The 15251-nt window shown below is 54.6% G+C and carries 14 protein-coding genes and 4 tRNA genes; 7 read left to right on the forward strand and 11 right to left on the reverse strand.

Features of this window, described 5'->3' with window-relative positions:
- The first annotated feature begins 6 nt into the window (after positions 1-6).
- Genes acnD through prpD form a run of 3 tightly spaced genes read left to right on the forward strand, consistent with a single transcriptional unit; the run spans position 7 to position 5355 of the window.
- Positions 7-2616: a Fe/S-dependent 2-methylisocitrate dehydratase AcnD gene (acnD, locus tag ACT3T7_RS15775; protein WP_444631527.1), complete on the forward strand. Its 2610-nt coding sequence runs from the start codon at positions 7-9 to the stop codon at positions 2614-2616.
- 29 nt (positions 2617-2645) lie between these two features.
- Positions 2646-3842, forward strand: coding sequence for a 2-methylaconitate cis-trans isomerase PrpF (prpF, locus tag ACT3T7_RS15780; protein WP_172117081.1), 1197 nt, complete (start codon positions 2646-2648; stop codon positions 3840-3842).
- A gap of 28 nt (positions 3843-3870) precedes the next feature.
- Positions 3871-5355, forward strand: coding sequence for a 2-methylcitrate dehydratase (gene prpD, locus ACT3T7_RS15785; RefSeq protein WP_444631528.1), 1485 nt, complete (start codon positions 3871-3873; stop codon positions 5353-5355).
- Positions 5356-5533: 178 nt separating this feature from the next.
- Here prpD and ACT3T7_RS15790 read toward each other — a convergent pair whose 3' ends face one another.
- Positions 5534-5818 carry a ComEA family DNA-binding protein gene (locus ACT3T7_RS15790; protein WP_172117079.1) on the reverse strand — a complete coding sequence of 95 codons (285 nt, stop codon included), beginning with the start codon at positions 5816-5818 and terminating at the stop codon, positions 5534-5536.
- Positions 5819-6034: 216 nt separating this feature from the next.
- On the opposite strand from ACT3T7_RS15790, the gene pyrF reads away from it, so the two are divergent.
- Entirely contained in the window at positions 6035-6727 is a 693-nt protein-coding gene (gene pyrF / locus ACT3T7_RS15795) for an orotidine-5'-phosphate decarboxylase (protein WP_172117078.1), read from the forward strand.
- A gap of 16 nt (positions 6728-6743) precedes the next feature.
- Here the strand turns inward: pyrF and lapB are convergent, their stop codons facing one another.
- The 3 genes from lapB to ACT3T7_RS15810 all read right to left on the reverse strand — a co-directional run bounded on the left by lapB (position 6744) and on the right by ACT3T7_RS15810 (position 8658).
- Complete coding sequence (lapB, locus tag ACT3T7_RS15800) at positions 6744-7943, reverse strand: lipopolysaccharide assembly protein LapB (RefSeq protein ID WP_193054887.1); 1200 nt, start codon at positions 7941-7943, stop codon at positions 6744-6746.
- A complete protein-coding gene (locus ACT3T7_RS15805) occupies positions 7944-8249 on the reverse strand; it encodes a lipopolysaccharide assembly protein LapA domain-containing protein (protein ID WP_087106669.1) in 306 nt (101 codons plus the stop codon).
- A 112-nt stretch (positions 8250-8361) separates the two neighbouring features.
- Complete coding sequence (locus ACT3T7_RS15810; protein ID WP_172117076.1) at positions 8362-8658, reverse strand: integration host factor subunit beta; 297 nt, start codon at positions 8656-8658, stop codon at positions 8362-8364.
- Between the two features lie 213 nt (positions 8659-8871).
- On the opposite strand from ACT3T7_RS15810, the gene ACT3T7_RS15815 reads away from it, so the two are divergent.
- Positions 8872-9165, forward strand: a complete 294-nt coding sequence (locus ACT3T7_RS15815; protein ID WP_087106665.1) for an FAD assembly factor SdhE — start codon at positions 8872-8874, stop codon at positions 9163-9165.
- Positions 9125-9523 carry a hypothetical protein gene (locus ACT3T7_RS15820; RefSeq protein ID WP_444631529.1) on the forward strand — a complete coding sequence of 133 codons (399 nt, stop codon included), beginning with the start codon at positions 9125-9127 and terminating at the stop codon, positions 9521-9523. Before ACT3T7_RS15815 ends, ACT3T7_RS15820 begins: the two co-directional genes overlap by 41 nt.
- Here ACT3T7_RS15820 and nadB read toward each other — a convergent pair.
- The 7 genes from nadB to uvrY form a co-directional block, all read right to left on the reverse strand.
- A complete protein-coding gene (nadB, locus tag ACT3T7_RS15825; protein WP_444631530.1) occupies positions 9500-11098 on the reverse strand; it encodes an L-aspartate oxidase in 1599 nt (532 codons plus the stop codon). The genes ACT3T7_RS15820 and nadB overlap by 24 nt on opposite strands.
- Positions 11099-11255: 157 nt before the next feature.
- A tRNA-Leu gene (locus ACT3T7_RS15830) sits at positions 11256-11342 on the reverse strand.
- Positions 11343-11378: 36 nt separating this feature from the next.
- Positions 11379-11452: transfer RNA gene (locus ACT3T7_RS15835), tRNA-Cys, on the reverse strand.
- Between the two features lie 85 nt (positions 11453-11537).
- A tRNA-Gly gene (locus ACT3T7_RS15840) sits at positions 11538-11612 on the reverse strand.
- 83 nt (positions 11613-11695) lie between these two features.
- Positions 11696-12244 (reverse strand): CDP-diacylglycerol--glycerol-3-phosphate 3-phosphatidyltransferase, encoded by a 549-nt coding sequence (pgsA, locus tag ACT3T7_RS15845; protein ID WP_087106661.1) that lies wholly within the window; start codon positions 12242-12244, stop codon positions 11696-11698.
- 97 nt (positions 12245-12341) lie between these two features.
- Positions 12342-14156, reverse strand: coding sequence for an excinuclease ABC subunit UvrC (gene uvrC / locus ACT3T7_RS15850; protein WP_444631531.1), 1815 nt, complete (start codon positions 14154-14156; stop codon positions 12342-12344).
- A gap of 42 nt (positions 14157-14198) precedes the next feature.
- On the reverse strand, positions 14199-14849 hold the full coding sequence (uvrY, locus tag ACT3T7_RS15855; protein WP_087106657.1) for a UvrY/SirA/GacA family response regulator transcription factor: 651 nt from the start codon (positions 14847-14849) through the stop codon (positions 14199-14201).
- Between the two features lie 180 nt (positions 14850-15029).
- Here uvrY and ACT3T7_RS15860 point away from each other — a divergent pair.
- Positions 15030-15105: transfer RNA gene (locus ACT3T7_RS15860), tRNA-Ala, on the forward strand.
- Positions 15106-15251 lie beyond the last annotated feature (146 nt).

Genomic DNA, 15251 nt, shown 5'->3' on the forward strand with positions numbered 1-15251 from the left:
GTTTTTATGAATAGCCAATATCGTCAACCACTGCCAGGCACCAGCCTTGATTACTTTAATGCGCGCCAAGCCGTTGAGGATATTCAGCCAGGAGCCTACGCCACGCTCCCTTACACATCACGCGTGCTGGCAGAGCAATTGGTACGCCGCTGTGATCCTGAGCTTCTCACCGATGCCCTTAAACAGCTCATTGAACGCCGGCGCGACCTGGACTTCCCTTGGTATCCTGCGCGGGTGGTATGCCACGATATTCTAGGCCAGACGGCGCTGGTTGATTTGGCCGGGCTGCGCGATGCTATCGCCGAGAAGGGCGGTGACCCGGCCAAGGTCAATCCCGTAGTTCCCACCCAGCTGATTGTCGATCATTCGTTGGCGGTAGAACACCCGGGCTTTGAAGAGGGGGCCTTTGAGAAAAATCGCGCCATTGAAGACCGGCGCAACGATGACCGCTTCCACTTTATCAACTGGACCAAAACGGCTTTTGAAAACGTTGATGTCATTCCGCCTGGCAATGGCATCATGCACCAGATCAATCTGGAGAAAATGTCGCCGGTAGTGCAGAACCGGGACGGCATTGCTTATCCTGATACCTGCGTGGGTACCGATAGCCATACCCCCATGGTGGACGCGCTCGGGGTTATTTCAGTCGGCGTTGGTGGCCTGGAAGCTGAGAGCGTCATGCTTGGTCGCGCTTCCATGATGCGCTTGCCCGATATCGTCGGGGTAGAGCTGACCGGTAAGCTGCAGCCAGGAATCACGGGCACCGATATGGTGCTGGCGATCACCGAGTTTCTGCGTAAAGAGCGCGTGGTCGGTGCCTATCTGGAATTTTATGGCGAGGGCGCCGATGCGCTGACGGTCGGCGATCGCGCCACGATTTCAAACATGACGCCCGAGTACGGTGCGACGGCGGCGATGTTCTATATCGATAGCCAAACCATCGATTATTTGAAGCTCACCGGTCGTGAAGATGAACAGGTGGCGCTGGTGGAAACCTATGCCAAGCACACCGGCCTTTGGGCGGACAGCCTGACACAGGTTGAGTACGAGCGAGTGCTGAGCTTTGATCTTTCATCGGTTGCGCGGACGTTGGCAGGGCCTTCCAACCCGCATGCGCACCTGCCCACTTCCGAGCTTGTTCAGCGCGGTATTGCGGTAGGGCTTGATGCAGCACGCGAAGAAGAGAAAGCGGGCAAAATGCCTGATGGCGCCGTTATTATCGCCGCTATCACCAGCTGCACCAATACGTCCAACCCGCGTAATATGGTGGCGGCTGGGTTAATTGCGCGCAACGTCAACCGGCTCGGCTTGTTGCGTAAACCCTGGGTAAAGTCATCCCTGGCGCCTGGTTCAAAAACGGTCAAGATGTACCTGGAAGAAGCCGGTTTGATGAATGAGCTGGAAGATCTGGGTTTTGGCGTGGTGGCTTATGCGTGCACCACCTGTAACGGCATGTCGGGTGCGCTTGACCCTGTTATTCAGCAGGAAATTATCGACCGGGACCTTTATGCCACGGCAGTGCTTTCCGGTAACCGCAACTTTGATGGGCGGATTCACCCCTACGCCCAGCAGGCCTTTTTGGCCTCGCCGCCATTAGTGGTTGCTTACGCCATTGCAGGCACTATTCGCTTTGATATTGAAAAAGACGTGCTGGGGATCGACCAGGCGGGGAATCCCGTTACCTTGAAGGATATCTGGCCAGCGGATGAAGAGATCGACGCTATTGTGAAATCCTCGGTGAAGCCCGAGCAGTTCCGCCAGACCTATATCCCCATGTTCGATATTGATAAAAGCGCGCGTGCCCAGGTTAATCCGCTATATGACTGGCGCCCCCAGAGTACCTACATTCGTCGCCCACCTTACTGGGAGGGCAATATGGCGAAAGAGCGTACCCTGAAAGGCATGCGCCCGCTGGCCATCTTGCCGGACAATATCACCACCGATCACCTATCGCCTTCCAACGCCATTCAGCTTAACAGCGCGGCGGGTGAGTATTTGGCGAAAATGGGCCTGCCGGAGGAGGACTTCAACTCCTACGCGACTCATCGCGGCGATCACCTCACCGCCCAGCGCGCTACCTTTGCCAATCCCAAGCTGTTTAACGAAATGGTCCGCGATGAAGAAGGCAATGTCGTTCAGGGATCGCTGGCGCGGGTCGAACCTGAAGGGGAAGTGACCCGCATGTGGGAAGCTATCGAAACCTACATGGCGCGTAAGCAGCCGCTGATCATTATTGCTGGCGCCGATTATGGCCAAGGCTCATCAAGAGACTGGGCTGCCAAAGGCGTGGCGCTTGCTGGTGTGGAAGCCATTGCTGCTGAAGGGTTTGAGCGTATTCATCGCACAAACCTGATTGGTATGGGCGTAATGCCGCTAGAGTTTGAGCCGGGAACCACGCGCACGACATTAGGCCTGGATGGCACCGAAACCTTTGATGTTGAGGGGGCTGTTTCGCCGGGCGCGATGCTTACGCTGGTGATCCATCGTCAAAACGGGGGCAGCGAGCGCGTAGCGGTCAAATGCCGCCTGGATACCGCCGAGGAAGTATCAATTTACGCCGCCGGTGGTGTGCTGCAGCGCTTTGCCCAGGACTTCCTCGAGTCAACGGCTGCGTAAGTGCCGGGTTATTTTTCGGAGTGAACAAGATGACTGATGTCGCCAACGCCCGCCATGTGCCGCAAATAAAAATCCCCGCCACCTATATGCGTGGCGGTACCAGCAAAGGCGTGTTTTTTAAATTAAGCGATTTACCCCAGGCTGCTCAGGTGCCGGGCGAGGCGCGTGACAAGCTGCTGCTGCGTGTGATTGGAAGCCCCGACCCGTACGAAAAACAGATTGACGGTATGGGCGGCGCGACCTCAAGCACCAGTAAAACGGTCATTCTTTCCAAAAGCCACTCGGCTGATCACGATGTGGATTATGTGTTTGGCCAAGTATCCATCGATAAGCCCTACGTGGATTGGAGCGGCAACTGCGGCAATCTTTCGGCGGCGGTAGGCCCATTTGCCGTAGCGAACGGGCTGGTTGATCCGGCACGTCTGCCTGAAAACGGTGTGGTCGAGGTGAGAATCTGGCAGGTCAATATCCAGAAAACTATCGTATCGCAGGTGCCCATCGTGAATGGGGAGGTTCAGGAGACCGGCGATTTCGAGTTGGATGGCGTGACCTTTCCCGCCGCCGAAATTCCCGTGGCTTTTATGGACCCGGCTGACGGCGAGGGGGCGATTTTTCCCACCGGCAACCTGGTGGATGACCTGAATGTGCCGGGTGTGGGTATTCTGAAAGCTACCCTTATCAATGCAGGTATCCCCACGGTGTTTATTAATGCCGCTGATATTGGTTACCGCGGTACCGAGCTGCAAAACGCCATCAATGGCGACGGTAAAGCATTAAGTATGTTTGAGACTATCCGTGCCCATGGCGCTGTACGTATGGGGTTGATAGGGGATGTCAGTGAGGCTGCGAGCCGCCAACATACGCCCAAGGTAGCGTTTGTTGGGCCGCCAACTGATTATGTTTCCTCGAGCGGTCAGACCGTTAACGCTGGTGATATCGATCTGGTGGTGCGGGCGCTGTCCATGGGTAAATTGCATCACGCCATGATGGGCACTGCCGCCGTGGCAATTGCTGCTGCCGCTGCGATAGACGGTACGCTGGTTAATTTGGCGGCCGGAGGCGGAAAGCGTCAGTCCGTTACGTTTGGCCACCCGTCGGGCAGTTTGCGCGTTGGCGCAGAGGCCAATCTGGTTGACGGGCACTGGCAGATTGATCAGGCCATTATGAGCCGCAGCGCGCGCGTGCTAATGGAAGGTGCGGTACGCGTACCGGGCGACAGCTTTTAACTCACTGCATTGATTGGGAGGCGACTCCATGAATGTCACAGCGGAGATAAACGAGCGGCCAGAATACGATGATGAGCTACAGCTAATCGCTGATTATGTGCTGAGCTTTGATACTCCCTCGCCGGCGGCACTGTCTACGGCTCGTTACTGCTTAATGGATACGTTGGGCTGTGGGCTTCTGGCGCTGCGTTTTCCAGAGTGCACCAAGCATCTTGGCCCGCTGGTAGAAGGTACCCAGGTGCCATTTGGGGCGCGTGTGCCGGGCACTTCGCTACGCCTTGACCCGGTAAAAGCGGCCTGGGATATCGGCGCAATGATCCGCTGGCTGGATTATAACGATACCTGGCTTGCCGCCGAGTGGGGGCATCCTTCTGACAACCTGGGTGGCATCCTGGCGGTTGCCGATCACCTGTCGCAAAAGCGGGTTGCCCAGGGGGATGCGCCTCTGACGATGCGTGATGTGTTGAACGCCATGATCATGGCGCATGAAATTCAGGGAGTGCTGGCCCTGGAAAACAGCTTCAACAGGGTGGGGCTGGATCATGTACTGTTGGTGAAAGTGGCTTCGACGGCGGTGGTTGCCAAGCTAATGGGCGCTGCGCGCGAGCAGTTGCTGGCCGCGCTTTCCCATGCGTGGGTAGACGGCCAGAGCCTGCGCACCTACCGACATGCACCCAACGCCGGGTCGCGCAAAAGCTGGGCGGCTGGCGATGCCACTTCCCGAGGCGTTCGCTTGGCGGATATGGCGTTGCGCGGTGAGATGGGCATTCCCAGCGCGCTCAGCGCACCGCAATGGGGGTTTTACGATGTGTCCTTTAGCCATAGTAATAAAGACCTGAGCCTTAAACCTGAAGTAGAGCGGCGCCTGCGTTTTCAGCGTGAGTTTGGGTGCTATGTGATGGAAAACATTCTATTCAAAATTGCTTTCCCGGCGGAGTTCCATGCCCAAACCGCCTGCGAAGCGGCCGTACTTCTGCACGCTCAGGTAAAAGAGCGCTTGGCTGATATTGAGCGCATTGTGATTACCACACATGATTCAGCGATTCGGATAATTTCCAAAACCGGAGCGTTGGCTAACCCCGCTGACCGCGATCACTGCCTGCAATACATGACGGCCGTGCCGCTTATCTTTGGCTCGCTTACCGCCGAGCACTATGAAGACAGCTTTCATGCGGCTCATCCGCTAATTGATGTACTGCGCGACAAAATGGTGGTCGAGGAGAATAGCGACTATTCAGCGGATTACCACGACCCGCAGAAGCGCTCTATCGCGAATGCGGTACAGGTCTTTTTCCGTGATGGTAGTGCAACAGACAAAGTTGCAGTGGAGTATCCGATAGGCCATCAGCGACGTCGAGAAGAGGGAATGCCGCTATTGGTCGATAAGTTTGAGCGCCATCTCGCCACCCGTTTCCCTGCATTTCGCTGCGAAAAGATTAGCCAGCTCTGCGGTAACCAAGCGACGCTTGAAGCAATGCCGGTGGATCAATTCATGTCACTTTGGATGATTTAAAAGTTTGCCTAGTCACGAGGTCACGGGCAGTAATGCGGAAGAGAGAGGAGTCGTTAGGTGAGCTTTTCAATGTTGGGTATGTGATAAACACTTGCCCGGCAAACAGCTGCTGTGCTGCCGCCGGGCAATAGTAATCCTGCTATGTTGCAGGGCTTACTGCAGGGCTTACTTCAGGGCTTTAGTCTTCGAGTACGATTTGGTCGCGCATGCGATCTACGGTTGCTGCGCCGATGCCGCTGACGCGCGTTAAATCATCAATACTTGCAAATTCTCCCTTGGTATCACGCTCTTCGATAATGGCGGTAGCGCGGCTTGGTCCAATGCCGGGAAGCTCGCTCAACAGCTCGGCGTTGGCGGTATTAACATTGATAGGCGCGACGGCTTGAGCCAGTGCGCTACTGGATAATCCCAGACTTAAACTAAGTAACAGGGCGGCAAACAAGCTTTTTAATGTCATGTTCATTACGCGTATTGTTCCTTCTTGTCGATAAAGAAAAGTAGCATAACCAGGCACTGTGCTAACGGGTGCCTTAACTAACTTAACGCGTTCGCTATCCTATTGTTGTCAGTGATGTAGGACACTGTTTGTAGGATTTTCGCTTGTACTGGTTAGCAAATAGCTTACAAGCGGGTCGTGTTGGACTGATATAATGCTTAAAAATGCGTATGGAGTAGTGTTGTGTCTGAATCCCCGTTGATTATCGCGCTTGATTACCCGTCACTTGACGCCGCCTTGTGCATGGCGGACCAACTAGACCCCGCCCGGTGTCGTTTAAAAGTAGGTAAAGAGCTTTATACCCGCAGCGGCCCGGCTATCCTTGAAGCGCTGCATGGGCGCGGGTTTGACGTGTTCCTTGACCTCAAGTTTCATGATATTCCCAATACGGTGGCGGGGGCTGTTCAGGCCGCAGCAGAGCAAGGCGTCTGGATGGTGAATGTGCACGCCAGCGGTGGCCGCAAGATGATGGAAGCAGCCGCCGAGCGTTTGGTCAGCCAAGGTTTAGACACGCACCTAATCGCCGTTACCGTATTAACCAGCCTCCAGGAGAGCGACCTGCGCGAAGTGGGTTTAAACGTTTCACCCGCCGAACAGGTGGAGCGCTTGGCGCTTTTGACCCAACAAAGCGGCCTGCACGGCGTTGTATGCTCAGCCCAAGAGGCGGCACATTTAAAGGCTGTGTGTGGTGAGTCGTTTTTAAAAGTAACGCCCGGTATTCGGCCGAGTTTTGCCGCTGTTAACGATCAGCAGCGTATTATGACGCCGAGCGAAGCGATGCAGGCAGGGAGTACACATTTGGTGATAGGGCGGCCTGTTACTCAGGCGTCTGACCCCATGGCGGCGCTGGCGGCTATCGAAGCAGAGCTTCAGTAGCACGATATGTATGTGGCTACTCGCCCTCTACACCGGTAATCGGCTTGGTAGTGCCCCAGCGGCGGCAGCTGGGGCACTGCCAGGCAAGGGCATCACTCGTAAAACCACAGCGTCTGCATTGATGGCGTGGACGATCTTTTAAAAGCGCATCCGTGTGGTATTTCAGCAGTGATAAGCGAGTGTCCGGCGCCGTTCTTCCGCTTAGCTTCTGGCTTTCGACATACAGATCCAGCAGATAGTCCAACCCGCCAAGGCTCGGCGCATCACGTAGCCAGTTTCCGGTTAATTCAATGGCGGTATCCACGCCATCCCGCTGGTGAATAAGCTCGCCGAGCATAACGATAACGCTGGTGTAAGGTGCCTGGCCCAGTAGACGGTATAAGTGCTTCTCCAGACCTGCTATATCGTCGTTACGCGCATAGGCCCGCTGAAGGGTTGGCAGCATGGTTGGGATATGCGCGGCATCCTGTTCAGGAATATGGTCAAGACGTTCTATCGCGCGGCCATAGTGGCCGTTATCCATCTCAAGATCCGCCAACAGTAGTGTGGCGCGAATGCAACGTTCATCCAGCAGTAAGGCTTTTTTTAGATGCTTTTTCGCGAGCGCACGGCTGGATTGTTGGATCTCTTCTATGGCCAGCTCGCATAGCCAGTGTGACGCTGGGCGCCGCATACCTGGGTGCTGCTTTAGCAGGGGTTGGATTACCTCTAAAGCGGTTTGCCACTCCTTTTCGCGCTCCAGAAGATCCACCAGTAGCTGCTTGGCCGCATAGCGGCGATCATCGTCGGTGGATTGCTCAAGCAGCGAGTGCAGCAGTCTCTGGGCACGGTCATGAACACCTAGCGCTATAAAATCGCGCGCAAGCTCAAGCTGGATGCGTTCGTTGGTGCCATGCGATAGGGCCGGGCGTGCAAGCAGGTTTTGGTGAATACTGACGGCTTTGTCTGCCTCGCCACGTGTGCGAAAGAGCTTACCCAGCGCGATATGGGTATCTACCGTATCGCTATTAACATCAAGTGCACTGATAAACGTGTTAATGGCTTCATCGGGTTGCTCATTCAGCAGGTAATTTAACCCAACGAAATATTCGCGCGACAGTTGAGAAGGCGGCGCTGTTGGCGCTCGCCGGTGGCGCTGGGCAGCGTATCGAATGCCTAGCCCGAAGCCTATGGCAATCGCTACCAATAGTAGCCCTAGCAGCATGACATCATGCATTTACGCTAGTTCCTTAAACTCCTGGGTGCGTAAACGATCAAGCTCTTTGCGCTGCTGTTTGTTATGGCGCTCGCTGCGTGCAAGGCGTGCTTTCAATCGTACGTATACCCCCATCATTGCGAGCATGCCGAGTATGACGCCAAACGTTAATGTCGCCAGCAGCCATACCGAGAGTGTGATGGGGGGGAGTTCAACCCAGATCAGATTCAAGGCAATGGTTTGCTGATTGTTGACGGCAAACAAGATGCCTACCAGTAGAACAACCAGCAAAATAATGGCGAGAATCAGCCCTTTAATCCAACGCATGAGAGTTTCCTAGTCAGTGACGTTCGCAGTATGACCCTATTGTGTATGAGTCTTGGCGCGACGTCATCCCACAGTCACAGATTATCAAAGTATGGCGGCTTCGGTCTCTGTGTTAGTAACCCAGCGCACGGCTGGCATCTACCTGTTCGCGCAGCTCTTTGCCGGGCTTAAAGTGCGGTACATATTTACCGTCCAGCTCGACCGGGTCGCCCGTTTTGGGGTTACGGCCAGTACGCGGCTCACGGAAATGCAGTGAGAAACTGCCAAAGCCACGTATTTCTACACGACCGCCGCTGGAAAGAGCGTCCGTCATATCGTCCAGTATAATACGTACCGCCGTCTCGACTTCTTTGGCGGATAGCTCCGGTTGACGCATCGCGATTTGTTCGATTAGTTCAGATTTTGTCATCGGTTGGCTCCCTGTAAACGGTGAAGGCTGCCGTTAATAATAGCGGCTGACCTTGATAACCTCGAATTCAGCATACTGTGCAAATTGATATTAAACAATTCAGATAAAACAAGGTACTAGACTGAATAACAGCATAGGCGAAGCTTGGCGCTGGCGCGACCCTTTAGCTTAGGTATACTGACGCTTCATTTTTACCAATGAAAGAGGCTGACCTTGAACGACGATACATCCCCAGCAGCCGTGCTACGTAAGCGACTCTACTGGCATTCGCGTCGCGGTATGTGGGAGCTTGATCTGTTGCTGATCCCGTTTTTAGAAAAACGCTTTGACACACTTAGCGAAGAGGAGCAGTTGACTTATCAGCGCCTAATTGAAGAAGAAGACCAGGACTTGTTTGTTTGGCTCATGCACCGTGAATGGCCTGAAGACCCAGCGTTAAAGCATATGGTGAAAATGATCGTTGAGCATGCAGAAAACACCGATAATTCTGCCTATCGTACCCTCTAAAATGGCAGGCCTGCTTCACTCGGGTTTGGCGATGGGGCTGTGTTCGTTGAGCTACTGGGTATTGGGGCTTTGGGTAGGCAGCGGCATTACCTTTGTCATCAGCCTTTTGCTATGGCGTACTCTGCATAGGCAAGTCCATGGCGTGCTTTATCTAAGCAAGCGTGATACGGCTATTTATGGCCGTTGGCGAAAGCCCTATGGAGAGCTGAGCGATGAAGTGGTGGTTCGCTGTGATTACCTGGGGCCTTGGTTGGTGGGCTTGTGGGTGGGGCCACAGTGGCTCTGGCTGTGGCCCGATAGTTTCTCTCGTCATCATCACCGTTTGTTGCGCCGCTTATACCACCGTGCCGGGCATTAAATCCGCTAGCGTTAAACAAGAAATCGCAGGGGCGGGAAGGTGAGACGGCCAATCCATAGAGTAATGTAACCCGCGTGATTCATGCCGTTTCAATGCGGCGATAACGGTTAGCTGAGCCAGCCTGATTGCTTGACGTAACTGCATGTACTCAGGTTGAAACTGCCCGGCTCCTAAGCGTTCCAAACGCTTATCCAATAACGCCAACTGCTCATGGGCGGCAGCCAATCCTGAGTTGCTGCGTACAATCGACACCTGTTGGCTCATCGTGGTTCGTAGCTCGTGGCGCCATTGAGCCAGTAGGTCCTGCTCTTCAACGCTTAATAACCGGGCGGACGGTGGTAGGGGCGTAATGGGCGGCGCGTGCCATTCGTTGAGATGTTGTTCTCGAAGTGCGCTTGCACAGCTACGCGCATACACCAGGCACTCCAATAGTGAGTTGCTGGCCATGCGGTTGGCACCATGTAGGCCGGTACAGGCAGCTTCACCGACTGCATAAAGCCCCGGTATGCCTGTCGCGCCCTGATGATCGGTGGCAATGCCACCGCAGCTATAATGGGCGGCGGGGACGACGGGGATGGGTTGCTGGGTGATATCAACCCCGCGCGAGGCGCAGTGTGCCAAAATGGTTGGGAAGTGGTGGTGAATAGCTTTTTCACCAAGGTGGCGGATATCCAGCCATACATGCCCTTGGGTGCCTTGCTGAATTTGAGCATCGATGGCTCGCGCAACAACGTCCCTGGGAGCAAGTTCTGCGCGAGGATCAATGGCTGGCATAAACCGCTCACCGGCTTCATTGAGCAAGTAACCACCTTCGCCACGTACCGCTTCGCTAATTAAAAACGCGGGGCCGTCAGGATCATACAGGCTGGTCGGGTGAAACTGCTGAAACTCCAGGTTCATTAATCGCGCGCCAAGCTCCGCAGCCATCATCATGCCTTCGCCGCTACCGGGGGTAGGGGTTGTGGTGTGGCGATAAAGGCCGCTAGCGCCCCCGGTGGCTAGCGTGGTGTAAGTCGCGGTGAGTGTTTGCCGTTGTCGCTCTGTATCGATGCCATAGGCACCTGTGCAGTGCCCGTGGCAGTTTTGGAGTAACCCTAAAATAGTGATATCGCGGCGCAGGGTAATATTGGCATGCGCGGCGACTTTGTCTTGCAGGGTATCTACCACAGCGCGCCCCGTGGCATCGTCGGCATGAATAATACGCCGGGCGTTATGGCCGCCTTCACGGGTCAGGTGATACGGATAGCAAGCGTCAGGGGCGGGGTCCGGGGTAAAGTGTACCCCTCGATCAATTAACCATTGGATAGCCGCCGGGCCGTGGGTAACGGTAAAACGTACAGCCTGCTCATCACATAACCCGTCACCGGCGACAAGTGTGTCACGAATATGCGCTTCCAGGTTATCTTCGGGGGAGAGCACCGCTGCAATGCCACCCTGGGCCCATCGGCTGGCGCCTTTATCATTGTGGGCTGGATTTACCAGTGTCACCGACAGGTGGTCGGCAATGTCCAGGGCGAGGGTTAACCCGGCGACGCCGCCGCCAATAATTAATACATCCGTTGTTGGCGTGCTCATGCGGCCCGCTCCTTGTTTTTGCTATCTGGCGCTATGGCGCATAAAAGGTAAGCGCATCGCGTAGTCATTAGCCGTTGACGATGTATAGACGCAAAAAAATCCGCGTCGATCAAAATGATCTCGCAGATAATAAAGTCATAGGGGGAGATAAAAACAATGGTGCCCGGAGCCGGACTTGAACCGGCACGGAGTTACCTCCGAGAGATTTTAAGTCTCTTGCGTCTACCAATTTCGCCATCCGGGCAGTGCAATTGGTGTATCGTTGCACTTAACACAAAAGTGGAGGCTGGAGTCGGAATCGAACCGGCGTACACGGAGTTGCAGTCCGCTGCATAACCACTCTGCCATCCAGCCTAAAGAGTCGATGGAGTGGGAAGATAGATTCGACCGGGCTGGCGTTCCAGCTCTCGACCTAACCTGCTTGCCGCACAATCCAAGTTGGAGCGGGAAAAGAGATTCGAACTCTCGACCCTCGCCTTGGCAAGGCGATGCTCTACCACTGAGCTATTCCCGCTCGACTCGAGGGCGAATTATACGCATCGTTGAGCGGTTGTCAATCATCAATGATGCAAACATCCCCTTCGAGGAATCAACTGCTTACATGGAGCGGCTAAGGTGCGGCCAGGCAGCCTTTAAATATTGGATCATGGACCAAAGCGTTAAGGCCGCAGCGACGTACAGCACTACCACACCCAGTAGGGCGATCTCGTGTGTGGGCGGCAGCGCCAAAAGGATCAGCAGGGCCACCATCTGGAGCGTGGTTTTAAGCTTGCCTATCCAGGAAACCGCGACCAAACCCCGCTTGCCCATTTCTGCCATCCATTCGCGCAGGGCCGATATGACGATTTCACGGCCAATAATGACAAGCGCAGGCAAGGTCAGAATGAGTGTGTCGTAGCGCTCAATCAGCAGCGCGAGTGCCACAACGACCATTAGTTTGTCGGCCACTGGGTCTAAGAAAGCGCCAAAGGGTGTTGACTGATTCCAGCGGCGGGCCAAATAGCCATCTAGCCAATCGGTCATCGAGGCTAGCGCAAAAAGGCCAGCCGCCAGCGGCATGCTCCAATTAAAAGGCAAGTAGAACAGCACAACGAGCAAGGGAATAAAGGCAACTCTTGCCAGTGTAAGTACGTTGGGTATATTCATCGCGACTGGCGATCCTTACCGGAGAGTCATTAAATTCGAAATGTAGTAAAGGCTATTCTATCCGCCTTAGCGACTAGCATCTATGCCCAATGGTGGTTTATCCATTCAGGGCCAAATAAATACTCTCTGCAAGTGCGGCGCTAATGCCGGGGACTCTTGCCAGCTCGGCGCGGCTCGCTTTCTGCACACCTTGCAATCCGCCAAAAAAACGTAACAACTCACGGCGCCGTTTAGGACCAATGCCGGGAATGTCTTGCAGAGTAGAAGTGCGCCTGGCCTTGTCGCGCTGGGCTCGGTGGCCTGCAATTGCAAAACGGTGCGATTCATCCCGGATATGCTGAATTAAGTGCAGAGCAGGGGACGCGGGATCCAAGGGAAGTGGGTTATCCGATGTTTCCAAAAAGAGTGTCTCAAGCCCGGCCTTGCGTGTGGTGCCTTTGGCAACGCCTAGCAAAATGATCGTGGTAATGCCGAGTTGGTTGAGCACCTCTCGGGCCATATTAAGCTGACCTTTGCCGCCATCGACAATCAAAATATCCGGGGCGATGGCTTCGCCGCTTTCTACGCGTTTCAGCCTTCGCGTCAGCGCTTGCTGCATGGCGGCGTAATCATCGCCCGCCGCCACGCCTTCTATGCGGAAATGGCGATAGTCGCTCTTGCGCGGTCCTTGATGGTCAAAGACCACGCAGGAGGCCACGGTGGCTTCACCCTGGCTATGGCTGATATCGAAACACTCAAGCCGTTCGGGCATGGATTCAAGGCCCAGTGCTTTCTGAAGCGCTGCAAAGCGTTGGGTGAGCTGCGTATGGTTCGCCAATTGAGACGCTAACTGCTGCTCAGCATTGGTCATCGCCAGTTGCTGCCACTGGGCGCGATGCCCGCGTACCTGGCTTGTCACACGAATACGCTTGCCCGCTTGCTGTGTGAGCGCCTCGGCAATCAGGTCGCTGTCATCCAGCGCATGGCTGGTAATGACTTCACTGGGCACGTTATGCGGCTGGCCAAAATAGTACTGGCTCACCACCTCGGTCAGTAGGGTTTCTGGGGAAAGGTCTAGACCGTTTTTGGGCGCATGGTGGCGGGCGCCGAGCATGCGCCCATCGCGAACGCTTAACACCGAAACGCCTAGCGCGCCTGGCCGTTGGGCGAGCGCGAAAATATCGGCATCGCCGTTCTGGTTATCGACAAACTGGCGCTGCTGTAGCTGGCGTAATTGCTGTATCTGGTCACGGAAGCGGGCAGCCTCCTCAAAATCCAGGTCTTGGCTGGCGGCTTCCATCGCCTCGGTCAGCGCTTGGGTTACGTGTTCACTTTTGCCTTCCAGACACATAACGGCGTGTTCAACGTCGCGGCGGTAATCCTCTTTTGCAATGTAGTCTACGCAAGGAGCGCTACAGCGCTGGATTTGATGCTGTAGGCACGGACGAGAGCGATGGGCAAAAACACTGTCTTCGCAGTTGCGAATGCGGAAGATTTTCTGCATGAGTGACAGGCTTTCGCGTACCGCGCCGCTGCTGGGGTAGGGGCCCAAGTAGCGGCCGTCGTCACGCCGTTGACGTGCGCGTTTATATTCAAGCCTGGGATAGTTGTGGCGATCAGTGACGAAGATAAACGGGTAGGACTTATCATCCCGTAATAAAATATTGTAGGGCGGGCGAAGCTCCTTGATCAGGGTTTGCTCAAGTAGCAGTGCCTCGGTTTCGCTGCGGGTTACGGTGATTTGAATATCCGCAATCCGTGCCACCATCGCCTGCGTTTTAGTGTTCAACTGGCCACGAAAATAGCTGGCAAGGCGGGCTTTTAAGCGTTTCGCTTTGCCTACATAGAGCGTATCGCTGTGTTCGTCAAGCATACGGTAAACGCCGGGGGAGGTGCTTACCGAGCTTAAAAACTGTTTTGCATTAAATGTCATTGCACCGTATCGAACGCCGAGGAGTGGCTAAGGATGTTAGGTTTATCCCTGACTGGCGTCAAAGCCATCCACTAGGCCATGACGTAGTGCCAGGTGTGTCAGTTCGACATCGGTGGCCACCTGAAGTTTATCAAATAGCCGATAGCGGTATGTATTCACGGTTTTGGGACTCAAATGCAAACGGTCAGAAATATCCTGAACGCGCTGACAGTTGACGATCATTAATGCAATTTGTAGCTCGCGATGGGAGAGATGGCTAAACGGGTTGTCTTCGTTAGTAAAGTGAGACAAGGCCAAGCGCTGGGCTATCTCTTGGCTGACGTAGCGACGACCATGAAATACCTGGCGGATCGCATCGGTCATTTCTGTTGCGCCGGCGCCCTTGCTTAAAAAACCGGATGCGCCAGCCTCCAACATGCGGCGTAGTACGCTGTCTTCCATGTGCGCCGTTAAGATCAGTACCTTGATATCTTCCATCGTACGATGGATGCGGCGCGTTGCTTCCAGCCCGCCTATCCCCGGCATGCGTATGTCCATCAGGACAATGTCCGGTTTTAAATGACGGCACTGGGTGACTGCGCTTTCGCCATCGTCGACCTCACCGACAATTTTGATATCGCTCTCTTCATTTAGCAGATGAGCAATACTGGTTCTTACCAGATGATGATCATCGGCGATTAGAACGTTGATCAAGGGGGCTGGCTCCTGCGTGGAAACATAGTGGGCTCAGAAGGTAGCCTCTGACGCTGACCCATAGAGTGCCACAGCTGACTATAAAGTAGAATTAGCAAACGCGTATTTGAATGGTTTCTTGACCTTGGTCCGGTTTCATAATAGCATGCGCCTCGCTTAGTCCGTAAGGGCGACGGCATTGGGGCCTTAGCTCAGCTGGGAGAGCGCAACACTGGCAGTGTTGAGGTCAGCGGTTCGATCCCGCTAGGCTCCACCAGAATTAATCGAAAAAGCCTCGCTATTCATAGCGAGGCTTTTTCGTATGTGTGTATCAATGGCTCTTGGGTGATAGTTGCCTAAAACTCGCCATCTGATGCAAAACATCAATATCAATAGCCACCAAACAGGGCTCTTTGGTGGCTA

Origin of the sequence: Halomonas sp. 111 (genome assembly GCF_052379685.1) — a bacterium.
GTDB lineage: Bacteria > Pseudomonadota > Gammaproteobacteria > Pseudomonadales > Halomonadaceae > Vreelandella > Vreelandella citrativorans.

Coding starts and splice junctions, on each gene's coding strand:
- prpF (WP_172117081.1), top strand. CDS start 2,646: ATGACTGATGTCGCCAACGCCCGCCATGTGCCGCAAATAAAAATCCCC.
- pgsA (WP_087106661.1), bottom strand. CDS start 12,244: ATGAATATACCCAACGTACTTACACTGGCAAGAGTTGCCTTTATTCCC.
- acnD (WP_444631527.1), top strand. CDS start 7: ATGAATAGCCAATATCGTCAACCACTGCCAGGCACCAGCCTTGATTAC.
- ACT3T7_RS15820 (WP_444631529.1), top strand. CDS start 9,125: ATGCAGAAAACACCGATAATTCTGCCTATCGTACCCTCTAAAATGGCA.
- ACT3T7_RS15790 (WP_172117079.1), bottom strand. CDS start 5,818: ATGAACATGACATTAAAAAGCTTGTTTGCCGCCCTGTTACTTAGTTTA.
- lapB (WP_193054887.1), bottom strand. CDS start 7,943: ATGCATGATGTCATGCTGCTAGGGCTACTATTGGTAGCGATTGCCATA.
- uvrC (WP_444631531.1), bottom strand. CDS start 14,156: ATGACATTTAATGCAAAACAGTTTTTAAGCTCGGTAAGCACCTCCCCC.
- ACT3T7_RS15805 (WP_087106669.1), bottom strand. CDS start 8,249: ATGCGTTGGATTAAAGGGCTGATTCTCGCCATTATTTTGCTGGTTGTT.
- prpD (WP_444631528.1), top strand. CDS start 3,871: ATGAATGTCACAGCGGAGATAAACGAGCGGCCAGAATACGATGATGAG.
- ACT3T7_RS15810 (WP_172117076.1), bottom strand. CDS start 8,658: ATGACAAAATCTGAACTAATCGAACAAATCGCGATGCGTCAACCGGAG.
- nadB (WP_444631530.1), bottom strand. CDS start 11,098: ATGAGCACGCCAACAACGGATGTATTAATTATTGGCGGCGGCGTCGCC.